This is a genomic window from Streptomyces sp. NPDC024017 (assembly GCF_040638895.1).
Classification (GTDB): domain Bacteria; phylum Actinomycetota; class Actinomycetes; order Streptomycetales; family Streptomycetaceae; genus Streptomyces.
In genome coordinates this window covers 717,941-737,020 of sequence record NZ_JBEZYZ010000002.1, presented here as the reverse complement: position 1 = coordinate 737,020, position 19,080 = coordinate 717,941, and the positions used below count along the sequence as shown (strand labels likewise).

19 protein-coding genes are annotated in these 19,080 nt (G+C 71.9%); 4 read left to right on the top strand and 15 right to left on the bottom strand.

The features are described from left to right. Window positions 1-65: 65 nt before the first annotated feature. Window positions 66-2,591 (bottom strand): ATP-dependent Clp protease ATP-binding subunit, encoded by a 2,526-nt coding sequence (locus AB0G20_RS08175; protein ID WP_361297573.1) that lies wholly within the window; start codon window positions 2,589-2,591, stop codon window positions 66-68. 430 nt (window positions 2,592-3,021) lie between these two features. On the opposite strand from AB0G20_RS08175, the gene AB0G20_RS08170 reads away from it, so the two are divergent. Then, window positions 3,022-3,789, top strand: a complete 768-nt coding sequence (locus tag AB0G20_RS08170) for an SCO3374 family protein (RefSeq protein WP_361297570.1) — start codon at window positions 3,022-3,024, stop codon at window positions 3,787-3,789. A 9-nt stretch (window positions 3,790-3,798) separates the two neighbouring features. On the opposite strand, the gene AB0G20_RS08165 is transcribed toward AB0G20_RS08170, so the two are convergent. The 10 genes from AB0G20_RS08165 to AB0G20_RS08120 form a co-directional block, all read right to left on the bottom strand. Beyond that, a complete protein-coding gene (locus AB0G20_RS08165; protein WP_361297567.1) occupies window positions 3,799-4,134 on the bottom strand; it encodes an Lsr2 family protein in 336 nt (111 codons plus the stop codon). Between the two features lie 266 nt (window positions 4,135-4,400). Beyond that, window positions 4,401-4,934, bottom strand: coding sequence for an amino-acid N-acetyltransferase (locus AB0G20_RS08160; RefSeq protein ID WP_361297564.1), 534 nt, complete (start codon window positions 4,932-4,934; stop codon window positions 4,401-4,403). A gap of 9 nt (window positions 4,935-4,943) precedes the next feature. Further along, a complete protein-coding gene (locus tag AB0G20_RS08155) occupies window positions 4,944-5,417 on the bottom strand; it encodes a BlaI/MecI/CopY family transcriptional regulator (protein WP_361297561.1) in 474 nt (157 codons plus the stop codon). Window positions 5,418-5,564: 147 nt separating this feature from the next. Beyond that, complete coding sequence (locus AB0G20_RS08150) at window positions 5,565-5,753, bottom strand: hypothetical protein (protein WP_184560884.1); 189 nt, start codon at window positions 5,751-5,753, stop codon at window positions 5,565-5,567. 18 nt (window positions 5,754-5,771) lie between these two features. Beyond that, window positions 5,772-6,422 carry a hypothetical protein gene (locus tag AB0G20_RS08145; RefSeq protein ID WP_361297558.1) on the bottom strand — a complete coding sequence of 217 codons (651 nt, stop codon included), beginning with the start codon at window positions 6,420-6,422 and terminating at the stop codon, window positions 5,772-5,774. 146 nt (window positions 6,423-6,568) lie between these two features. Next, the gene (locus tag AB0G20_RS08140) at window positions 6,569-7,366 is read right to left on the bottom strand and encodes a type III pantothenate kinase (protein ID WP_361297555.1); all 798 of its coding nucleotides are present in this window, start codon (window positions 7,364-7,366) and stop codon (window positions 6,569-6,571) included. Between the two features lie 15 nt (window positions 7,367-7,381). Then, window positions 7,382-8,356, bottom strand: a complete 975-nt coding sequence (nadC, locus tag AB0G20_RS08135; RefSeq protein ID WP_361297552.1) for a carboxylating nicotinate-nucleotide diphosphorylase — start codon at window positions 8,354-8,356, stop codon at window positions 7,382-7,384. A 5-nt stretch (window positions 8,357-8,361) separates the two neighbouring features. After that, the gene (locus AB0G20_RS08130; RefSeq protein ID WP_361297549.1) at window positions 8,362-10,071 is read right to left on the bottom strand and encodes an L-aspartate oxidase; all 1,710 of its coding nucleotides are present in this window, start codon (window positions 10,069-10,071) and stop codon (window positions 8,362-8,364) included. After that, the gene (panC, locus tag AB0G20_RS08125; protein ID WP_361297546.1) at window positions 10,068-11,069 is read right to left on the bottom strand and encodes a pantoate--beta-alanine ligase; all 1,002 of its coding nucleotides are present in this window, start codon (window positions 11,067-11,069) and stop codon (window positions 10,068-10,070) included. The genes AB0G20_RS08130 and panC overlap by 4 nt, the downstream gene beginning before the upstream one ends. Next, window positions 11,066-11,995, bottom strand: a complete 930-nt coding sequence (locus tag AB0G20_RS08120; RefSeq protein ID WP_361297543.1) for a DUF2520 domain-containing protein — start codon at window positions 11,993-11,995, stop codon at window positions 11,066-11,068. Before AB0G20_RS08120 ends, panC begins: the two co-directional genes overlap by 4 nt. A 181-nt stretch (window positions 11,996-12,176) precedes the next feature. Between AB0G20_RS08120 and AB0G20_RS08115 the strand changes: the two genes are divergently transcribed. After that, window positions 12,177-13,358, top strand: a complete 1,182-nt coding sequence (locus AB0G20_RS08115; RefSeq protein WP_361297540.1) for a beta-eliminating lyase-related protein — start codon at window positions 12,177-12,179, stop codon at window positions 13,356-13,358. On the opposite strand, the gene AB0G20_RS08110 is transcribed toward AB0G20_RS08115, so the two are convergent. Further along, window positions 13,351-13,554: a hypothetical protein gene (locus AB0G20_RS08110; protein ID WP_361297537.1), complete on the bottom strand. Its 204-nt coding sequence runs from the start codon at window positions 13,552-13,554 to the stop codon at window positions 13,351-13,353. The genes AB0G20_RS08115 and AB0G20_RS08110 overlap by 8 nt on opposite strands. Before the next feature lie 159 nt (window positions 13,555-13,713). On the opposite strand from AB0G20_RS08110, the gene AB0G20_RS08105 reads away from it, so the two are divergent. Then, window positions 13,714-14,820 (top strand): DUF5937 family protein, encoded by a 1,107-nt coding sequence (locus AB0G20_RS08105; protein WP_361297534.1) that lies wholly within the window; start codon window positions 13,714-13,716, stop codon window positions 14,818-14,820. Between the two features lie 51 nt (window positions 14,821-14,871). On the opposite strand, the gene AB0G20_RS08100 is transcribed toward AB0G20_RS08105, so the two are convergent. Then, the gene (locus AB0G20_RS08100) at window positions 14,872-15,540 is read right to left on the bottom strand and encodes a response regulator transcription factor (RefSeq protein WP_361297531.1); all 669 of its coding nucleotides are present in this window, start codon (window positions 15,538-15,540) and stop codon (window positions 14,872-14,874) included. A 56-nt stretch (window positions 15,541-15,596) separates the two neighbouring features. Beyond that, the gene (locus AB0G20_RS08095; RefSeq protein ID WP_361297528.1) at window positions 15,597-16,790 is read right to left on the bottom strand and encodes a sensor histidine kinase; all 1,194 of its coding nucleotides are present in this window, start codon (window positions 16,788-16,790) and stop codon (window positions 15,597-15,599) included. 118 nt (window positions 16,791-16,908) lie between these two features. On the opposite strand from AB0G20_RS08095, the gene AB0G20_RS08090 reads away from it, so the two are divergent. Further along, a complete protein-coding gene (locus tag AB0G20_RS08090) occupies window positions 16,909-17,907 on the top strand; it encodes an SAM-dependent methyltransferase (RefSeq protein WP_361297525.1) in 999 nt (332 codons plus the stop codon). A 3-nt stretch (window positions 17,908-17,910) separates the two neighbouring features. Here AB0G20_RS08090 and AB0G20_RS08085 read toward each other — a convergent pair whose 3' ends face one another. Continuing rightward, a complete protein-coding gene (locus tag AB0G20_RS08085) occupies window positions 17,911-19,062 on the bottom strand; it encodes an NADH-quinone oxidoreductase subunit D (protein WP_361297522.1) in 1,152 nt (383 codons plus the stop codon). Window positions 19,063-19,080 lie beyond the last annotated feature (18 nt).

Below are 19,080 nucleotides of genomic sequence, written 5' to 3'. Positions count from 1 at the left end.
CCCCGGGCACGGAGAAGGGGCCGGTGCCCCGGAAGGCACCGGCCCCTCACACTCGGTCGTTACGCTCAGGCGTCCTTGCTCAGGTTCGGACCCGAACCACCCGCCGCCTGCTCGATCGGCGGGACGTCCGGGAGAGCCGCCTTCTCCTCGCCGCGGAAGGTGAAGGTCTTGGTCTCGCCCTCGCCCTCGGTGTCCACGACCACAATGTGACCGGGGCGCAGCTCGCCGAAGAGGATCTTCTCCGACAGCGAGTCCTCGATCTCGCGCTGGATGGTGCGACGCAGCGGACGCGCACCCAGCACCGGGTCGTAACCCTTCTTGGACAGCAGCTCCTTGGCGGACTGGGAGAGCTCGATGCCCATGTCCCGGTCCTTCAGGCGCTCGTCGACCTTGTCGATCATCAGGTCGACGATCTTGAGGATGTCGTCCTGGCTGAGCTGCGGGAAGACGACCACGTCGTCGACGCGGTTGAGGAACTCGGGCCGGAAGTGCTGCTTGAGCTCGTCCGAGACCTTGTTCTTCATGCGCTCGTAGTTGGACTTCGTGTCGCCCTGGGCCGCGAAGCCCAGGTTGAAGCCCTTGGAGATGTCCCGGGTGCCGAGGTTGGTCGTCATGATGATGACCGTGTTCTTGAAGTCCACGACCCGGCCCTGGGAGTCGGTCAGGCGACCGTCCTCCAGGATCTGCAGCAGCGAGTTGAAGATGTCCGGGTGGGCCTTCTCGACCTCGTCGAAGAGGACGACCGAGAACGGCTTGCGGCGGACCTTCTCCGTCAGCTGGCCGCCCTCTTCGTAGCCCACGTAGCCGGGGGGCGAACCGAAGAGACGCGAGACCGTGTGCTTCTCGCTGAACTCCGACATGTCGAGGGAGATCAGCGCGTCCTCGTCACCGAAGAGGAACTCGGCGAGCGCCTTGGACAGCTCGGTCTTACCGACACCGGACGGGCCGGCGAAGATGAACGAGCCACCGGGACGCTTCGGGTCCTTCAGACCGGCACGCGTACGGCGGATCGCCTTCGACAGCGCCTTGACGGCGTCGGTCTGGCCGATGACCCGCTTGTGGAGCTCATCCTCCATACGCAGCAGGCGGGAGGACTCCTCCTCGGTCAGCTTGAAGACCGGGATGCCGGTGGCCGTGGCGAGGACCTCGGCGATCAGCTCGCCGTCCACCTCGGCGACGACGTCCATGTCGCCGGCCTTCCACTCCTTCTCCCGCTTGGCCTTGGCGGCCAGGAGCTGCTTCTCCTTGTCGCGCAGGGAGGCGGCCTTCTCGAAGTCCTGCGAGTCGATCGCGGACTCCTTGTCGCGGCGGACGCCGGCGATCTTCTCGTCGAACTCGCGCAGGTCCGGCGGCGCGGTCATCCGGCGGATGCGCATCCGGGAACCGGCCTCGTCGATCAGGTCGATCGCCTTGTCCGGCAGGAAGCGGTCCGAGATGTACCGGTCGGCCAGGGTGGCGGCCTGGACCAGCGCCTCGTCCGTGATGGAGACGCGGTGGTGGGCCTCGTACCGGTCACGGAGACCCTTGAGGATCTCGATCGTGTGCGGCAGGGACGGCTCCGCGACCTGGATGGGCTGGAAGCGGCGCTCGAGGGCGGCGTCCTTCTCCAGGTGCTTGCGGTACTCGTCCAGCGTGGTGGCACCGATGGTCTGCAGCTCACCGCGGGCCAGCATGGGCTTCAGGATGGAAGCCGCGTCGATGGCGCCCTCGGCGGCACCCGCGCCGACGAGCGTGTGCAGCTCGTCGATGAACAGGATGATGTCGCCGCGGGTACGGATCTCCTTGAGGACCTTCTTCAGGCGCTCCTCGAAGTCACCGCGGTAGCGGGAGCCGGCGACCAGGGCGCCGAGGTCCAGGGTGTAGAGGTGCTTGTCCTTGAGGGTCTCGGGCACCTCGCCCTTGACGATGGCCTGAGCGAGGCCCTCGACGACGGCGGTCTTGCCGACGCCGGGCTCACCGATCAGCACCGGGTTGTTCTTCGTACGGCGGGACAGCACCTGCATGACCCGCTCGATCTCCTTCTCGCGCCCGATGACCGGGTCGAGCTTGGACTCACGAGCGGCCTGGGTGAGGTTCCGGCCGAACTGGTCGAGGACCAGGGACGTCGAGGGGGTGCCCTCGGCAGGCCCGCCGGCGGTGGCGGTCTCCTTGCCCTGGTAACCGGAGAGCAGCTGGATGACCTGCTGCCGCACCCGGTTCAGATCTGCGCCCAGCTTGACGAGGACCTGGGCGGCGACGCCCTCGCCCTCGCGGATCAGGCCGAGCAGGATGTGCTCCGTGCCGATGTAGTTGTGGCCCAGCTGAAGGGCCTCGCGGAGCGACAGCTCCAGGACCTTCTTGGCACGGGGGGTGAAGGGGATGTGGCCGGACGGGGCCTGCTGGCCCTGGCCGATGATCTCCTCCACCTGCTGGCGGACCGCCTCGAGCGAAATCCCGAGGCTCTCAAGGGCCTTGGCGGCGACACCTTCACCCTCGTGGATCAGGCCCAGGAGGATGTGCTCAGTGCCGATGTAGTTGTGGTTGAGCATCCGGGCTTCTTCCTGAGCCAGGACGACAACCCGCCGCGCGCGGTCGGTGAACCTCTCGAACATCGTTAATCGCTCCTCAGAGCGGTCAGGCAGTGGGGGGAACTTCCCCTCCCTGTCCTTCCGCAGCTTAGTCCCGCAAGCGGGGACCGCTCATTCCAACTGCCGACACCGTCCTTGGCCTCCTGACCCCGAACGCCGACATCTGCTCCAACCCGATGGTGCGAGACGATGTTCCCGCAGGCCAGGCAGATACCCCACTCGCCAGTACGCCGATGGCGAACGTGAGACGGCCTTTCCTGCGTGTCGCCCCCTCCCACTAGGGATGTCTTACCCGTACGGACCGGAAGTCCATGCCGAGCACCCCCGTTCCCTCCGCTACGGGCGAACAACCTTGCGCCTCCCCGCACCTCTCGCGCGCCCCCGATTCGCCACTGTGTGCGCACGCGGCAGCACCCAGCGTAACTTGCACGGCCTTCCGGCTGTTTCACTTGGCATGTTCGGCGCCCCTCACCCCGTGATCGCGTCCGCATCCCAGGTCCTCCCGCTCCCCCGCCGGCCGCTCGACCCGGCCGACCCCGTCGTGGGCGGTCCCGGCGCGAGCCGTCCCGGCACGAGCCGTCTCGTCGCGAGCGGTCAGGTCCGGCGGTGGTACGAGAACGAACTGGGCTGGCCGACGGTGCCCGGCGATCCCCCGCGGCTGGCGGTGGGGGTGCGCTACGACGTCCTGGACGCACCGGCGGAGGCGGGGCAGGCGGCGCTGCGGCATCTGACGCCGGGCTCTCCTGTCGCCCTGCACGGCGACCGGATGCAATTCCTGGTGGCCGCGGGCAGCGCGGAGGAGCTTCCCGGCCTGCTGGAGTGGCTGGACTGGGGAACCCTGACCCTCGACCTGCTCGCGGTCGGCCCGGGCGGCTTCATGGAAGCGCCGCTGCCGCCGGAGAGGGAGTCGCCGGTGCTTCGCGAGGCGGGCACCCTTATGCCCCCCGGCTCGGACGTGCCGATGTCCCCCGAGTCCGGCTCGTGTGCCGGCCGGCCGCTTCCCCCGGGCCGGGTCGGTTCCCAGGGGGCCGCCGTGTGGCTGCGGCCCCCCGAGCCGGGATGCGAGGTCGAGGCCTCGCTGCCGACGCTGTCGGCGCTGGGGGGCGGTGGGGATGCCCCCGATCTCGTGCGGCTGGTGAACACGGTGGCCACGCAGTGCCACCGGGTCCGGCTGCGGCGCGCGTGCGCCCAGCCACCGGCCGTGCGTGCGCAGGGTCGGTAGTGCCGCTGTTCAGCCGTTGGCCTTCTCGTAAGCCTCGCGGATGGTCGCGGGAACACGGCCGCGGTCGTTGACCTCGTAGCCGTTCTCCTTCGCCCAGGCGCGGATCGCCGCGGTGTCCTGGCTGCCGCTCGAAGCAGTGCGCGCCTTTCCACGCCCGCCCGAAGCACGGCCTCCGGTACGACGACCGCCCTTCACGTAAGGCTCGAGAAGGCCGCGGAGCTTGTCCGCATTGGCAGTGGTGAGATCGATCTCGTACGTCTTGCCGTCCAGCGCGAACGTCACGGTCTCGTCCGCCTCGCCACCGTCGAGGTCGTCGACAAGAAGGACCTGAACCTTCTGTGCCACCGGATTTCCTTTCATCGATATCTTCAGGGCCGGGGTGTGCCGGCGTCCGCCGTATCGCCGTCCCCTGTTATATGCAGTACTGCAGTACGTCGGAAAGCAAACCGCTTTTGCCTGAAAAACACAAACCCCCGGCAGAGACCGGCAGCCCGGGCTCGGTCCGGAAACGTGCGCGTTTCGGACATAGGGCACCGGGGCAGGGGTGGGCGCCATGGAATATGCCTTGACGAACCGGCCGGACCCACTTGCGACCGACTAGCGCCCGGCGATCACAGATGCAGAAGCATCCGGCTGTTGCCCAAGGTGTTCGGTTTCACTCGTTCGAGTCCGAGGAACTCCGCGACGCCCTCGTCATAGGAACGCAGCAGCTCCGCGTAGACATCCGTGTCGACGGGCGTCTCACCGATCTCCACGAAGCCGTGCTTGGTGAAGAAGTCGACTTCGAAGGTCAGACAGAAAACCCGGCGAACGCCGAGCCAGCGGGCGGTCTGCAGCAACTTCTCCAGCACGCGGTGTCCCACGCCCGCGCCCTTCAGGCCGGGCTTCACCGCGAGAGTGCGGACTTCCGCGAGGTCTTCCCACATCACGTGCAGCGCCCCGCAGCCCACGACCTCGGCGTTGTCGTCCCGTTCCGCGACCCAGAACTCCTGGATGTCCTCGTAAAGCGTCACCGTTGCTTTGTCGAGCAGGATGCCGCCACGGACGTAGGCGTCAAGGAGGCGGCGCACCGCCGGGACATCGCTGGTGCGGGCCCGTCGGACGGTGATGGCTTTTGCGGTGGCTTCGGGGCTCTTCGCGGACATGGCGGGACGCTATCGCCCGTCGCGGTCCTGAGCGGAGGCGGGGTTCTCCGGAGGGCCTTCCGCGGGTTCCGCTCCTTCGGGCGGTTCTGCGGATTCCGACGGTTCGGTCGGTTCCTGGGTTTCCGGGCCCTGGACGATCCGTACGGCATCGCTGAGTGACCGCCGCTGTTCCTCGCTCATCATGCCGAAGAAGGCGACGAGAGCGGCGGCGGGGTTGTCGCTCTGCGACCAGGCCTCGTTCATCAGGGCGGCTGCGTAGGCGGCGCGGGTGGAGACCGCCTCATATCGATAGGCGCGGCCTTCCGCCTCGCGGCGCACCCAGCCCTTCTGATGGAGATTGTCCAAAACGGTCATCACGGTGGTGTACGCGATGGACCGCTCCTTCTGAAGATCTTCCAGGACTTCTCGAACGGTCACCGGGCGGTTCCACTTCCACACCCGCGACATGACCGCGTCTTCGAGTTCTCCCAATGGGCGAGGCACAGCTCAGAACAATAGTGGGAGATCCCGGTTATGGCGTGGCGGACGTGCGCTTGACCGGCAAACAGCGACAAAAAGGGCGTACGGCTCGAAAATGCGGGCGCCGCGGGGTGCGGGCTCGCCGAGTCGTACGCCCTGTGAGGGGGTGCGTCAGGCGTCGGCCTTCGGAGGCGTCGCGGTGGACTGGCGGGCACCCTCCACGCGCGCGAGCGCGGCGTCGACGGCCGCGTCCTCCTTGGCCTTGTTGGCGCCGCCCTGTGTCTTCACGATCACCCGGATCACGCCGATGAAGAAGACGGCCATGACGGCCGGGGGCAGGAGCGCGGAGACGTAGTCCATGGATCCAGGGTAGCCACGTCAGCCCGCGGCGAGCTGCTGGGGGTTCGCCGGGGGTGGCGGTGCCGGCTTGCGGCGCGGGAAGACCTCACCCGGGGTGGGGATCGGGCGGGAGGGCTTCGGGGTGCCCGGTGCGGGTGCCGGAGCCGGGGCGGGCTTGGGGGCCGCCGGTTTGCGTGCGGGCTTCTTCTCGGGCTGCTTCTCCGGGCCGCCCTCGGCAAGGGCGCAGCGGCCCCCGGGGAGGGCCAGGAGGCGGGTGCGGGAGCCGGGGATGGCGGCCGCGGGGAGAGGGAGGGGGGTGACGGGGGTGACCGCGCAGCGGTCCAGGAGGGCCGCTGCGGCGGGGTTGCCGCGCAGAGCGCGGAGGGCGGCGAGGTCGTCGGGCAGGGGGCGGTAGCCGGCGCCCAGTGCCTCGTCCAGGAGTGCGAGGTAGCCGGCGGCGGTACCGGGGAGGGCGGCGCGGTACCGGCCCAGGTCGGCCACGAGGAAGGCACGCAGCCTGGCCCCCTCCCGCAGCGCCTCGTCGAGCGACTCTGCGAGACGGAGACAGTCCTGGACGTCGTCGGCCGAGGCGGTGGTGGGGTGAAGGGCGAGGGCGAGAGCGCGGCGGAGCACACGCAGCTCCTCCACGCCGAACGCCATGCCGCCGCGGGATCCATATGGCGTGGGCATGCGGCGACGATACGCGCTAATCAGACAAATCTCGCATAGGGGGCGGGTGTGGCGTGGGGGACCACTCGGGTGGTGGGTCGGCGGCGACGGGTGGGCGCGCGGGCGCCCCGCTTCACCGGGCTGCGCGCCCACCCGCCCGCGGCCCCTCACATGCGCGACACGTTCCGCTCGTACACCAGCCGCAGCCCGATCAGCGTCAGCCAGGGCTCGTGCTCGTCGATCACCGACGACTCACCCAGCACCATCGGCGCGAGGCCGCCCGTCGCGATGACGGTGACGTCGTCGGGGTCCTCCGAGAGCTCGCGGGCCATGCGGTTGACCACGCCGTCGACCTGGCCGGCGAAGCCGTAGATGATGCCCGACTGCATCGCCTCGACGGTGTTCTTGCCGATGACGCTGCGCGGCCGGGCCACCTCGATCTTGCGGAGCTGGGCGCCGCGGACGCCGAGAGCCTCGACGGAGATCTCGATGCCGGGGGCGATGACCCCGCCGACGTACTCGCCGCGCGCGCTGACCGCGTCGAACGTCGTCGCCGTGCCGAAGTCGACGACGACCGCGGGGCCGCCGTAGAGCTCGACGGCGGCGACCGCGTTGATGATGCGGTCCGCGCCGACCTCCTTGGGGTTGTCGGTCAGGATCGGGACGCCCGTCTTGACGCCCGGTTCGACGAGCACCGCCGGCACGTCGCCGTAGTAGCGGCGGGTCACCTCGCGGAGTTCGTGCAGGACCGAGGGGACGGTGGCGCAGATGGCGATGCCGTCGATGCCGTCGCCCAGCTCGTCGCCGAGGAGCGGGTGCATGCCCATCAGGCCCTGGAGGAGGACCGCCAGTTCGTCGGCGGTGCGGCGCGCGTCCGTGGAGATGCGCCAGTGTTCGACGATCTCGTCGCCGTCGAACAGGCCGAGCACGGTGTGGGTGTTTCCTACGTCGATCGTCAGCAGCATGGCCCGTACCCGCCCCTACTCCGCCGGCCGCAGGTCCAGGCCGATGTCCAGGATCGGCGAGGAGTGGGTGAGGGCTCCGACGGCGAGGTAGTCGACGCCGGTGTCCGCGTACGCCTTGGCGTTGTCGAGGGTGAGGCGGCCCGAGGCCTCCAGGGCGGCGCGGCCCTGGACGAGGGCGACCGCCTCCTCGCACTCACCCGGTGTGAAGTTGTCCAGCAGGATCAGGTCGGCGCCGGCGTCCAGGACCTCACGGAGCTGGTGCAGGGTGTCGACCTCGACCTCGATGGGGATGTCGGGGAAGCGTTCGCGGACCGCCTGGAAGGCCTGGGCGACGCCGCCCGCGGCGACCACGTGGTTGTCCTTGACGAGCGCCGCGTCGGAGAGGGACATGCGGTGGTTGACGCCGCCTCCGCAGCGGACCGCGTACTTCTCCAGGGAGCGCAGGCCCGGCGTGGTCTTGCGGGTGTCGCGGACCCTGGCCTTCGTGCCGTCCAGGACGTCCGCCCACGCGCGCGTGGCCGTCGCGATGCCCGACAGGCGGCACAGGAGGTTCAGCGCGCTGCGCTCAGCCGTGAGGAGGTCACGGGTGCGGGTGGTGACGGAGAGGAGCTTCTGACCCGCTTCGACGCGGTCGCCGTCCTCCGCGTGGCGCTCGATCTCCAGCTCCTCCTCGCAGACCACCGAGATGACCGCCTCGGCGATGCGCAGGCCTGCCACCGTGCCCGCCTCGCGTGCGGTGAAGTCGGCCGTGGCCACCGCGTCCTCGGGGATGGTCGCCACCGTGGTCACGTCCACGCCGTGGGCCAGGTCCTCCTGGAGGGCCACGTTGGCGATGTCCTCGACCTCGACGGGGTCGAGGCCTGCGTCGGCCAGGAGCTGGGCGAGTGCGGGGTCCAGGCCGCACTCCAGGTATGCCTCGTCGTCCGCGCCGCAGGCGCAGCCGTCTCCGCAGCCTCCGGAGGAGGCGAGGGGAAGGTCGGGGGTGCTCACGTCGGTCACTGCTCCTGGGGGGCCTGGGGCGGGAAATTCGTCGGGGGGAAGTCTGTGGTGTCCGTGGTGTGCACGGCCAGCGTGCGGTCCGGGTTCAGGGTCACGACGATGTGGCGGCGCCAGGCGCTGTCGTCGCGCTCGGGGCGGTCCTCGCGCCAGTGGCAGCCCCGGGTCTCCTCGCGCAGCAGGGCGGCGGCGACCAGGACGCGGGCCACGCACAGGAGGTTGGTGGCCTCCCAGGTGTCGACGCCGGCCTCGGCCGTCTTGCCGTTCTCGGCGAGTGCCTCCCGGGCGTCGGTGTGCAGGCGCTGGAGCTGGTCGGCGGCCTTGGTGAGGGAGCCCGCCGAGCGCAGGACGCCCGCCCCGGCCGTCATGATCCGCTGGATCGTGAAGCGGGCCTCGGGGGTCTGCAGGGGGTGCTCGGGGATCTCCGGGTGCGGGACCGGCTGGGGCACGCGCGCGGGCAGGCCGTTCGCCGCGATGTCGGCCGCGATGCGCTCGGCGTAGACGAGGCCTTCGAGCAGGGAGTTGGACGCCAGGCGGTTGGCTCCGTGCACGCCGGTGCAGGCGACCTCGCCGCACGCGTACAGGCCGGGGACGGTCGTACGGCCGTGGGAGTCGGTGCGGACGCCGCCGGAGGCGTAGTGGGCGGCCGGGGCGACCGGGATGGGGGTGGTGACCGGGTCGATGCCGTGGGCGCGGCAGGCGGCGAGGATCGTCGGGAAGCGGTGCTCCCACATCTCGGCGCCGAAGTGCCGGGCGTCGAGGTACATGTGCTCGGCGTCCTGCTCCAGCATGCGGCGCGTGATGCCCTTGGCGACGATGTCGCGGGGGGCCAGCTCGGCGAGTTCGTGCTGTCCGACCATGAAGCGCACGCCGTCGGCGTCGATCAGGTGGGCGCCCTCGCCGCGCACGGCCTCGGAGACCAGGGGCTGCTGGCCCTCCGCGTCCGGGCCGAGGAACAGCACGGTCGGGTGGAACTGGACGAACTCCAGGTCGCTGACCTCCGCGCCCGCCCGCAGGGCGAGCGCCACGCCGTCGCCCGTCGACACCGACGGGTTGGTGGTGGCGGAGAAGACCTGGCCCATGCCGCCGGTGGCGAGGACCACCGCGGGGGCGTGGACGGCCCCGACGCCGTCGTGCTGGCCCTCCCCCATGACGTGCAGGGTGACGCCGGCGGTGCGGCCCTCGGCGTCCGTGAGGAGGTCAAGGACGAGCGCGTTCTCGACGGTGCGCATGCCCCGCGCGCGGACGGCCTCGACCAGGGCGCGGGAGATCTCGGCGCCGGTGGCGTCGCCGCCGGCGTGGGCGATGCGGCGGCGGTGGTGGCCGCCCTCGCGGGTCAGTGCCAGCTCGCCCTCGGACTCGTCGAACCGGGCGCCGGTCTCGATGAGGCGGCGTACGGCGTCGGGGCCCTCGGTGACGAGGAGACGGACCGCGTCCTCGTCGCACAGGCCGGCGCCCGCGACCAGGGTGTCGTCCAGATGCTGCTCGGGGGTGTCGCCGTCGCCGAGGGCCGCGGCGATGCCGCCCTGGGCCCAGCGGGTGGAGCCGTCGTCGAGACGGGCCTTGGTGACGACGACCGTCCGCAGGCCCGCGGCCTCGCAGCGCAGGGCCGCGGTCAGCCCGGCGACGCCGGAGCCGACGACGACCACGTCCGCGGCGATGGACCACCCGGCGGCGGGGGCGTGCAGTCGTATGCCTGTGGTGGTCACGAGGCGGCTCCGAAGCTTCCGAAGGTGAGGGGGATGTTGTCGATCAGCCGGGTCGCCCCGACCCGGGCGGCGACGGCGAGGACCGCGTCGCCGGTGAAGTCGTCCCCGATCTCGGTGAAGTCGGACGGGTCGACCAGGGCGAGGTAGTCCAGCGCGAGCGGCGGGTCGAGGCGGGCGGCCTCGTCGAGGACCTGGCGGGCGGCCGCGCGAACGGCCGCAGGGCCGCCCGGGACGGCCGTCGCCACGGCGTGCGCGTCGGCCGCCGCACGGGACTCGCCTATGGCGCTGAGCGCCTCGGCACGCGCGCGCGTGGCGGGCACTTCGCGGGCCCGGGCGCGCAGCGCCTCCTGCGCGGCATGCCGGTCCTGGCCCGCGAACAGGGCCCCGGACAGGGCGAGGGCGGTGCGCCGCTCCGCGGCCGACAGGTAGCGGTTGCGGCTGGACAGGGCCAGGCCGTCCTCCTCGCGGACGGTGGGCACTCCGACGATCTCCACGCCGAAGTTCAGGTCCCGCACCATGCGGCGGATCAGGGCGAGCTGCTGGGCGTCCTTCTGGCCGTACAGGGCGACGTCGGGACGGGTGAGGTGCAGCAGCTTGGCGACGACGGTGAGCATGCCGTCGAAGTGGCCGGGGCGGGAGGAGCCTTCCAGGCGCTCGCCCATGGGGCCCGCGGTGATGCGGACCTGGGGCTCGCCGCCCGGGTAGACCTCGTCCACGGAGGGAGCGAACACGACGTCGGCGCCCGACTGGCCGGCGAGTTCGAGGTCGGCGTCCAGGGTGCGGGGGTAGCGGTCGAGGTCCTCGCCCTGGCCGAACTGCAGCGGGTTGACGAAGACGGTGACGACGACCTCGCCGTCCCGGCCCGCGATGTCGCGCGCGGTGCGGATCAGCGTGGCGTGGCCCTCGTGCAGCGCACCCATGGTCATCACCACGGCGCGGCGGCCCGCACGCGCGCGTGCGTGCAGTTCCCCGGCGGTGCGCAGCAGGGTGGTGGTCATCGGGCGTCCCCTTCGGTGCCGTCGGTCCCGTGGGCGAGTACCCCGAGGAGGTCCTCGGCGAGTTCCGGCTTCAGCAGGCCGTGGGCCAGGGCCCGGTCGGCGGTCGCCCGGGCCATCGCCAGATAGCCGGCGACGGTCTGCGGGGCGTGCCGGCGCAGCTCGGTGACGTGCGCGGCGACGGTGCCCGCGTCCCCGCGGGCGACCGGGCCGGTGAGGGCCGCGTCGCCGGAGCGCAGGGCGTTGTCCAGGGCCGCGCCGAGCAGCGGGCCGAGCATCCGGTCGGGGGCCGAGACGCCGGCGGCGCTCAGCAGCTCCATGGACTGGGCGACCAGCGTGACCAGGTGGTTGGCGCCCAGGGCGAGCGCCGCGTGGTAGAGCGGCCGGTTCTCCTCGGCGATCCACTCCGGCTCGCCGCCCATCTCGATGACCAGGGCCTCGGCGGCCAGGCGCAGCTCCTCGGGGGCGGTGACGCCGAAGGAGCAGCCGGCCAGCCGCTGGACGTCCACGGGCGTTCCCGTGAAGGTCATCGCGGGGTGCAGGGCGAGCGGCAGGGCGCCCGCGCGCAGGGCGGGGTCGAGGACCCGCGCGCCGTACCGCCCGGAGGTGTGGACGAGGAGCTGCCCCGGCCGTACGGATCCGGTGTCGGCGAGGCCGGTGACCAGGTCGGGCAGGGCGTCGTCGGGAACGGTCAGCAGCACCAGGTCGGCCCGCTGGAGGACCTCGGCGGGCGGCATCACCGGTACGTCGGGCAGCAGTTGCCCGGCGCGGCGCCGGGAGGCGTCCGAGACCGCGGAGACGGCGACCGGGCGGTGCCCGGCGAGTTGCAGGGACGCCGCCAGCGCGGGACCCACGCGGCCGGCGCCGACGACGCCGACGGTGAGCCGCGCGGGGCGGTCCTTGGGGTCTGGCTGTGGGGTTGTGTTCACTCGACGGCGGCCTTCCCGTTCCAGTCCGCTCCGGGTACCGGACGATTTCTCGTCATGTTAACGCGATCGGTTCGAGGGGCGTCCGGTTGTCCACAGGCTGTGCATGCCCGTGCGGCGTTCCCGGAACGGCGTACGGAAATGCGGATGCCCGGCCGCACGCGCGCGAGGGAGGATCCGGGGCATGACCGATACGGCGGAACGCGACGATCAGGTGACGGAAGAGGACCGGGGCGCACGGCTGCGTGAGCGGCGGCTGGCCGCCCACCGCACGGCACGGCGCGTGTTCGCGCGCTTCGGCTTCCACCTGACCCTCCGGGAACGCCTGGCCGTGCTGGACGAGGCGGCGGGCGTCCACGACCTGGACGAGCTGTCCGACCTGTACGGCGACGGTGTCGTCGAGGCGCTGGAGACGAAGGTCGCCGGGCTGCTCGGCACCGAGGCCGCCGCGTTCTTCCCGACGGGCACGATGGCCCAGCAGGTGGCCCTGCGCTGCTGGGCGGGCCGCACCGGGAACCCGGCCGTCGCCCTGCACGCGCTCAGTCATCCCGAGGTGCACGAGCGGAACGCGTTCAGCGAGGTCGGCGGTCTGCGCCCGGTGCGGCTGACCGGCGAGCCGCGGATGCCGACCGCCGCCGAGGTGCGCGACTTCGAGGAGCCCTTCGGGGCGCTCATGCTGGAACTGCCCCTCAGGGACGCCGGTTTCGTGCTGCCCGCCTGGGAGGAGCTCACCGCGGTCGTCCAGGCCGCCCGGGAACGGGACGCGGTGGTGCACTTCGACGGGGCCCGCCTGTGGGAGTCCACCGTCCACTTCGGCCGCCCCCTGGAGGAGATCGCGGGCCTGGCCGACAGCGTCTACGTGTCGTTCTACAAGTCCCTGGAGGGGTTCGGCGGCGCGGCCCTGGCCGGCCCGAAGGAGCTCGTCGAGGAGGCGAAGACCTGGCGGCACCGGTACGGCGGGATGGTCTTCCAGCAGTTCCCGACGGTGCTGTCGGCGCTGGTCGGGCTGGAGCGGCAGCTGCCCCGGCTGCCGGAGTACGTGGCCCACGCGCGCGTGGTGGCCGCCGCCCTGCGCGAGGGCTTCGCGGCGGCCGGGGTGCCGTGGGCACGCGTGCACCCGGAGGTGCCGCACACCCACGACTTCCAGGTGTGGCTGCCGTACGAGCCGGACGTCCTCGCGGAGGCGGCGGTCCGGACGGCCGAGGAGACGGGGGTCGTCCTGTTCGGCGGCGCCTGGGACCGGGGCGGGCCGGGGCTCGCGTTCACGGAGGTGCATGTGCGGGCCGCCGGGCTGGAGTGGACCGCCGAGGACGTCAAGGCGGCGGTGGCGGACTTCGTAACCCGGCTGCCGGAACAGGTCAGGTAGGGCGCCGCCGCCACCGGACCAGGGCGTCCCGGAGCCGGGGGCGGACCGGGCGGCCGGCGAGGACCGCGCGGAACCGCCGTTCGTCGCGCCACTCCCGTACGGCCTGCCGGTCGTGCGTGCCCGGCGCGGGCGGGGCGGGCTCGCCGAGGGACCGGGCGCGGTAGGCGTCGAGGAGGTACTGCTGCGTGATGCTCATGGTGAATCGCCTCTGCGGGACGGGGTGATGGAGGTCCGAAGGCTCCGCGGCTGCCCCGGTGGTCCCACCGTGCGCCTGCGCCCGGGGCGGCGTCGCGTCGATTGACGGGGCCCGTCAATCGACGGGGGCGCTGTCAGTGGCCGGGTGCACCATGAGGGCATGAGCGTGCACATCGACATCGCGGGGCTGCGGCCGGAGGAGGTCGCCGTCGTGCCCTCGCCCCTGGCCGAGCTCGGCATGGCGCTGCACGCGCTGTCCGAACCTGCGCACCACCCGGGCCTGCAGGGCTGGGTCACGGGCGTGACGGCCCGGCTCGACCCGCATCTGGCCGACCGGATGTGCGAGGCGGACTTCCTGTGGCGGACGACGTTCTCGGACCTGTTCCTGCCCTGGGCCGGCCTGCCGGACCGCCGCACGCTCCCGGGTGCCACCCTCGCCGAGGAGCTGGACCAGCTCGACAAGCTGTCCGACGAGCAGTTCGTGGACGCGGCACTGGAGTTCACCTGTGCCGTCGGCTACGGCGAATGCGGTCCGACGGCCCTGTCCGACGAGGAGACGCGCCGCCGCGCGCTGGACCTGGCCGCCGCACGCGGACCCCGGCAGCTGCGCTTCGGCGAGCGGTTGCTGGCCGACCCGCCCAGGATCCGGGCCTGGCTGCGGCAGTTCCTCCGGGACTGCGAGGAGGCGTTCTTCGCGGAGGCCTGGTCCCGGCTGCGCCACCAGCTCGCGGCGGACGCCCGCCACAAGACGGACCTGCTCCGGCGCAAGGGCCTGGCCGAGGCGCTGTCCGCGGTGTCCCCGGCAGTCACCCTCGACGAGGCGGCCACCCGGATCACGATCGACAAGCTGGGCGACGGCCGCACGGCGACGGGCGACGGCGGCCTGCTGCTCGTCCCGACCAGCCTCGGCTGGCCGCATCTGATGGTCCTGCACCGGTACGGCTGGCAGCCGGTGCTGCACTACCCGGTGGGCTCCCCGGAGCTCGCCGCACCGCAGACGCTCGAACAACTGGCCATGCGGATGACCGCGTTGTCCCACCCGGTCCGGATGCGCATGTGCCGCCATCTGGCCCGCAGCGCGCACACCACCAGCGAGCTGGCGCAGGTGCACGGCATGACGGCCCCGGAGATATCCCGGCATCTGGCCGTGCTGAAGAAGGCGGGCCTGATCACCACCCGTCGCCGCGGCCGCTACGTCCTGCACCAGCTGGACGTGACGGTGGTGGCCCGGCTCGGCAGCGAGTTCCTGGAAGGGATCCTGCGGTAGCCGGCCCGCGCCGATGGGACGGCCGTGCGGCCGCAGGCCCGCCCGTACGGGTCAGCCGTGCCCGCCGGCCCGCACCAGCCCCGTCTCGTAGGCCAGCACCACGACCTGCACCCGGTCCCTGAGCCCCAGCTTGGTCAGGATGCGGCCCACGTGGGTCTTCACGGTCGCCTCCGACAGCACCAGCCGCGCCGCGATCTCGCCGTTGGACAGGCCCTGCGCGACCAGCATCATGACCTCGCGCTCGCGGTCGGTGAGCCGCTCCAGCTCCTTGTGCTGGGGCTGCTTGGTGCCCGGCAGCATCGGCGCGAAGCGGTCCAGGAGCCGCCGGGTGGTGGAGGGCGCGACGACCGCGTCACCGCTGTGCACGGCCCTGATCGCGGCCAGGAGCTCGGCCGGCGGCACGTCCTTGAGCATGAAGCCGGAGGCGCCCGCCTTGAGCCCGGAGAAGGCGTACTCGTCGAGGTCGAAGGTGGTCAGGATGAGCACCTTCGGCGGGTCGGTGTCCGCGCAGATCCTGCGGGTCGTCTCCACCCCGTCGAGCTTCGGCATGCGGACGTCCATCAGCACCACGTCGACTTCGGTCGTGCGCAGTTCCTGGAGGGCCTCGACGCCGTCGCCCGCCTCCGCGACGACCTCCATGTCCGGCTGGGCGGCGAGCACCATCCGGAACCCGGTGCGCAGCAGCACCTGGTCGTCGACGAGCATCACGCGGATCGTCATCGGGCCTCTTCCCTATCGGGGTCGTTACAGGTGTCAGCGAGGGGCGTGTGCCGGCGTCAGTGCGCTGGTTTGAGCGGCAGCAGTGCACTGATGCGGAAGCCTCCGCCCGGGCGCGGGCCGGCGTCCAGGGTGCCGCCGACCATACCGACCCGCTCGCGCATGCCGATCAGACCGTGGCCCTGGCCGTCGAACCCGCCCTCTTCGTACAGCTCGTGCGGGGCGCCCTTGCCGTCGTCCTCGACGAGCAGGCCGAGGCCGTCGTCGAAGTAGACCAGGCGCACGCTCGCGCCCGCGTTGGGCCCGCCGTGCTTGCGGGTGTTGGTGAGCGCCTCCTGCACGATGCGGTAGGCGGTGAGCTCGACGCCGCTGGGCAGCGGGCGGGGCGTGCCCTCGACCTTGAAGTCGACGGGCAGTCCGGAACCGCGGCACTGCTCGACGAGATCCTCGATCTGCTGCACGTCGGGCTGCGGCACGTACTCGCCGGCCTCCTGGTGCTCGCCGGTGCGCAGCACGCCGAGCAGGCGGCGCATCTCGGCGAGGGCCTGGCGGCCGGTGGAGGAGATGGTCTCCAGGGCCTTCTTCGCCTGGTCGGGCGCGGCGTCGAGGACGTAGGCCGCGCCGTCGGCCTGGACCACCATCACCGAGACGTTGTGCGCGACGACGTCGTGCAACTCGCGTGCGATCCGGGCGCGTTCGGCGGCGACGGCGACCTTGGACTGTGCCTCGCGCTCCTTCTCCAGGCGGGCGGCCCGCTCCTCCAGCTGCGCGAAGTAGGCGCGGCGGGTGCGGATGGAGTCGCCGAGCACCCAGGCGAGGGCGAAGGGGACGGTCTGGAGGACCGCCAGGGCGATGTCACCCGCGACACCCGTCTGCTCGTTCGACCAGCGCAGCTGCGCCAGCGGGGCCGCACACAGGCCGGCCACCAGCGCGAAGCGGGAGGCCCAGCGGGCACCTTCCACCGCGACCGTGTAGACGATCACCAGCATGGCGAAGTCGGCGGGCAGTATCGGGACGTCGGTGACCAGCTGCACCACGCCGACGGCGGTCGCCAGCAGCAGCATCTTCTCCGGCATCCGGCGGCGCAGCGCGACCACGAGGCTCAACAGCAGCGTGATCGGAAGGACGGCGGCCAACGGGCCGATCTGCTCGCCGGCCGCCCCGCCCAGCACCGAAATCCCGAGGAGGACCACGGCCCAGAAGCCGTCGACCCACATCGGGTGCCTGCGGAGGAAGTCATAGAGGCGCTGCACGTAACCCAGCGTAGGGAAGCGGGATAGGTGCAGGGGTCAACCGGAGGGCCGATCCGTACCGGGCGCGCATACTCCGCAAGGTGGAGTTGCGTACGTTGCGTGCACATAGCCTGGGCCGGTGACAGCGGGAACCAGGGACCAGTGGCACGGGTGGCGCGCGGCGGCGCAGGACGCGCTGTACGCGCCGGGTGGCTTCTACCGGCGGGCCGAGACCGAGGGGCCGGCCGGGCACTTCCGTACGTCCGTGCACGCATCGCCGCTGTTCGCCGGGGCCGTGGCGCGGCTGCTGTGCCGGGTCGACGAGGCGCTGGGGCGGCCCGCCGCCCTCGACTTCGTCGACATGGCGGCCGGGCGGGGCGAGCTGGCCGGCGGGGTGCTGGCCGCACTCCCCGCCGACGTGGCGGCCCGCACGCGCGCGTACGCCGTCGAGATCGCCGAGCGGCCCGCGGGGCTCGATCACCGGATCGAGTGGCTGGCCGAGCCCCCGCAGGGGACGACCGGGCTGCTGTTCGCCAACGAATGGCTGGACAACGTACCCGTGGAGGTCGCGGAGGTGGACGCCGCGGGCGTCGCCCGGCTGGTGCTGGTCCGGGAGGACGGGACCGAGCGGCTCGGGGAGCCGGTGGACGGGGCGCAGGCGCGGTGGCTTCAGCGGTGGTGGCCGCTGCCCGGCGAGGAGGGGCTGCGCGCCGAGATCGGCCTGCCCCGGGACGAGGCCTGGGCCGCGGCAGTCGCGACGCTTCAGCGAGGGTGCGCCGTCGCCGTGGACTACGCGCACACGGCGCAGACCCGGCCGCCGTTCGGGACGCTCACCGGGTTCCGGGACGGCCGCGAGACCACTCCCGTCCCGGACGGCTCCTGCGACATCACGGCCCATGTCGCCCTGGACGCGTGCGCGCTGCCCGGCGGGCGCGTGCTCCCCCAGCGCGAGGCGCTGGGCGCCCTGGGCGTGACCGGCGCACGGCCCCCGCTCACGCTGGCCTCCACCGACCCCGCCGCGTACGTGCGCGCCCTCGCGAGCGCCGGAGAGGCCGCCGAGCTCACCGCGGCGGGCGGGCTGGGCGACTTCGGCTGGCTGGTACAGCCGGTAGCGGTCCCGGATCCGTTCCGGGAATGAGCCCTACTTGTCGATGTCCCCGACCACGAAGAACATCGACCCCAGGATCGCCACCATGTCGGCGACCAACGTCCCCGGCAGCAGCTCCGTCAGCGCCTGGATGTTGTTGTACGACGCCGAGCGCAGCTTCAGCCGGTAGGGAGTCTTCTCGCCCTTGCTGACGAGGTAGTAGCCGTTGATGCCGAGGGGGTTCTCGGTCCACGCGTACGTGTGGCCCTCGGGTGCCTTCAGGACCTTCGGGAGCCGCTGGTTGACCGGCCCGGGCGGCAGCTCGGCGAGCCGGTCCAGGCAGGCGTCGGCCAGGTCCAGCGCGTTGTGCGTCTGCTCCAGGAGGCACTCGAAGCGGGCGAGGCAGTCGCCCTCCTGCCGGGTGACGACCTTCAGGGTGTCCTGGAGGTCGCCGTAGGCGAGGTACGGCTCGTCCCGGCGCAGGTCGAAGTCGACGCCCGAGGCGCGGCCGATCGGCCCGCTGACGCCGTACGCGTGCACGGCCTCCGGGGTGAGGACGCCGACGTTCCTCGTGCGGCCGCGGAAGATCTCGTTGCCGAGCACCAGGTCGTCGAAGCGGTCCATCCGGGATCGCACGTCGGCGACGGAGGCACGCGCGCGCGTGGTCCACCCGGCCGGCAGGTCCTCCTTGAGGCCGCCCACCCGGTTGAACATGTAGTGCATCCGCCCGCCGGAGATCTCCTCCATGACGTGCTGGAGCTCCTCGCGCTCCCGGAAGGCGTAGAAGATCGGGGTGATCCCGCCGAGTTCCAGCGGGTACGAGCCGAGGAACATCAGGTGGTTGAGCACCCGGTTCAGCTCGGCGAGCAGCGTGCGCAGCCACACCGCGCGCTCGGGGACCTCCATGCCGAGCATCCGCTCCACGGCGAGGACCACGCCCAGCTCGTTGGAGAACGCCGACAGCCAGTCGTGGCGGTTGGCGAGCATGATGATCTGGCGGTAGTCGCGCGCCTCGAACAGCTTCTCCGCGCCGCGGTGCATATAGCCGATCACCGGCTCCGCGTGCTTGATGCGCTCGCCGTCCAGGACGAGCTTCAGCCGCAGCACACCATGGGTCGACGGGTGCTGCGGGCCGATGTTGAGCACCATGTCGGTGCTCTCCGCGGCGCCGCCGATTCCGACCATGGTCTCCGTCGTAGGAGTCATGGACACAGTCTCTCCTAC

Bases quoted from the DNA above. Each gene is read 5' to 3' on its own strand.
- AB0G20_RS08170 (WP_361297570.1), top strand. From the start codon at position 3,022: ATGTTCGGCGCCCCTCACCCCGTGATCGCGTCCGCATCCCAGGTCCTC.
- AB0G20_RS08105 (WP_361297534.1), top strand. From the start codon at position 13,714: ATGAGCGTGCACATCGACATCGCGGGGCTGCGGCCGGAGGAGGTCGCC.
- AB0G20_RS08115 (WP_361297540.1), top strand. From the start codon at position 12,177: ATGACCGATACGGCGGAACGCGACGATCAGGTGACGGAAGAGGACCGG.
- panC (WP_361297546.1), bottom strand. From the start codon at position 11,069: ATGACCACCACCCTGCTGCGCACCGCCGGGGAACTGCACGCACGCGCG.
- AB0G20_RS08150 (WP_184560884.1), bottom strand. From the start codon at position 5,753: ATGGACTACGTCTCCGCGCTCCTGCCCCCGGCCGTCATGGCCGTCTTC.
- AB0G20_RS08085 (WP_361297522.1), bottom strand. From the start codon at position 19,062: ATGACTCCTACGACGGAGACCATGGTCGGAATCGGCGGCGCCGCGGAG.
- AB0G20_RS08110 (WP_361297537.1), bottom strand. From the start codon at position 13,554: ATGAGCATCACGCAGCAGTACCTCCTCGACGCCTACCGCGCCCGGTCC.
- AB0G20_RS08100 (WP_361297531.1), bottom strand. From the start codon at position 15,540: ATGACGATCCGCGTGATGCTCGTCGACGACCAGGTGCTGCTGCGCACC.
- AB0G20_RS08160 (WP_361297564.1), bottom strand. From the start codon at position 4,934: ATGTCCGCGAAGAGCCCCGAAGCCACCGCAAAAGCCATCACCGTCCGA.
- AB0G20_RS08145 (WP_361297558.1), bottom strand. From the start codon at position 6,422: ATGCCCACGCCATATGGATCCCGCGGCGGCATGGCGTTCGGCGTGGAG.
- AB0G20_RS08140 (WP_361297555.1), bottom strand. From the start codon at position 7,366: ATGCTGCTGACGATCGACGTAGGAAACACCCACACCGTGCTCGGCCTG.
- AB0G20_RS08175 (WP_361297573.1), bottom strand. From the start codon at position 2,591: ATGTTCGAGAGGTTCACCGACCGCGCGCGGCGGGTTGTCGTCCTGGCT.